This is a genomic window from Bradyrhizobium sp. 142 (assembly GCF_023074015.1).
Lineage (GTDB): Bacteria > Pseudomonadota > Alphaproteobacteria > Rhizobiales > Xanthobacteraceae > Bradyrhizobium.
Genome location: NZ_JADPKQ010000268.1, coordinates 1 through 1666, shown reverse-complemented (window position 1 = coordinate 1666; position 1666 = coordinate 1). Strand labels below are relative to the sequence as shown.

Here is a 1666-nt window from a genome sequence, read left to right as displayed (position 1 = left end):
ATCAGTCTGCGGAGGCACCCCCCCAACCCTCCCCCGCAAGCGGGAGAGGGGGCGCACCTCGCCCGGCCGCCCGGAAGACGGGCCAAAACCGGCCCCGTCGCCTTGACGTCCCGCCGCTTCCCCCCTATACGTCCGCCGCTCCCTGCAAGGACAGAGAATTTGCCCCCGTGGCGCCTCGGATGGCGGCCGCACATCGTTGGGGAAAGATTGAGGATTTGAAGCCATGTCTCGCCGCTGCGAACTGACAGCCAAGGGCCCCCTCGTCGGCCACAAGGTCAGCCACTCCAACATCAAGACCAAGCGCCGCTTCCTGCCGAACCTGGTCAACGTGACCTTCATCAGCGAAGCCTTGGGCCGCAACGTGCGCCTGCGCGTCTCCACCAACGCGGTCAAGAGCGTCGACCACAATGGCGGCCTCGACGCCTATATGCTCAAGGTCAAGGCCGACGTCCTGTCGCCCCGCGCCCTCGAGCTGAAGCGCGCGATCCAGAAGAAGGTCGGCGAAGCGCAGCCTGAGGAGCAGGCGACCTAAGCGAATTTTTTAGAATGGGCGGGGGCTAAGTTGCGTGGCGTAGGCTTAGCCAAGTAGAGTTTGTGTAGCGGCCGGATCGGAAGATCCGGCCGTTTTTTGTTGTGCAAACACTAACTCAAAAGCACACTAGAGACGGGACTAGCGCCCAACGACCCGATACGCATCCTCTTCGATCGTTTGAAGACAGTTGACTTTGAACGCGTCGTCGACACGCTCGAAATATCCTTGATCGTAGAAGCAGCCTACTCCAACGATGAGCGAGCAGCCGAACTCCGTGCCGACGCTGGACGAGTTCGCGAGGCACTCGTGCACGCAATTCGCGGCACGCATCCAGCGCATCGAGAAGAGATCGCCAACATCATACCCAGCTGCGTCAAATTTCTCTCATCCTTCAGCAGGGTATTCACACTCAACTACGACCTGCTGCTTAATTGGGTCAGTCTTGCTAATGGAGCGAACCTCACTGACGGATTTGGCCTTGGGGAAGAACGCGCTGGCTTTCAAGTGCCATTCAAGGTCGATGCCTACTGCAACACCTTCAATCTGCATGGAGGTCTACATCTCTTCCGTACCGGCGGAGATATAGAAAAGAGATTAGCCGGCCCCGCTGGCGTGATCGACGCAATCGCTCAAACCATCACAGAGAACAAACGATTCCCCCTCTATGTTGCCGAGGGCACATCGTTAGCCAAGATGTCTCGCATAAGATCAAACAAATATCTTCGCCACTGCTATGAACAACTTTGCAAGAGCGCCGGACAGTTTCTTGTGTTCGGCCATTCAGCCGCCCCCAATGACGCGCACATCTACAGCGCATTGTTCCGATCTCAAATCGAACATCTATACTTCTGCATCTACCAACCCACGGATGAGAAACTCCGAACGACCACGGGGGAATTGGCTCGCTACAAAGAAAGGACAGGTTCAAAAGTTGAATACACATTCGTTGATTCCGAATCTGCCCACGTTTGGGACAGGACTCTCGCCACAGCCTAACAATCCTCGCAGCGAGCTTTCCCATTCGTCCATGACTTGGCTAGTACCCCCTTTTCTTAGAAGGTGAGTCGTGATTCAAGATCGGGATGATCCCCGAAGCAAGAGAAGTCCGCCTTTCGAAGAAAGATCGCAAGGTGC

General features: G+C 56.5%; 2 protein-coding genes. Both read left to right on the top strand.

Features of this window, described 5'->3' with window-relative positions; translation table 11 throughout:
* Positions 1–223 precede the first annotated feature (223 nt).
* Positions 224–532, top strand: coding sequence for a 50S ribosomal protein L28 (gene rpmB / locus IVA82_RS23930; RefSeq protein ID WP_247383618.1), 309 nt, complete (start codon positions 224–226; stop codon positions 530–532).
* 156 nt (positions 533–688) lie between these two features.
* Entirely contained in the window at positions 689–1528 is an 840-nt protein-coding gene (locus IVA82_RS23925) for a DUF4917 family protein (RefSeq protein WP_346659681.1), read from the top strand.
* The last annotated feature ends 138 nt before the right edge of the window (positions 1529–1666 follow it).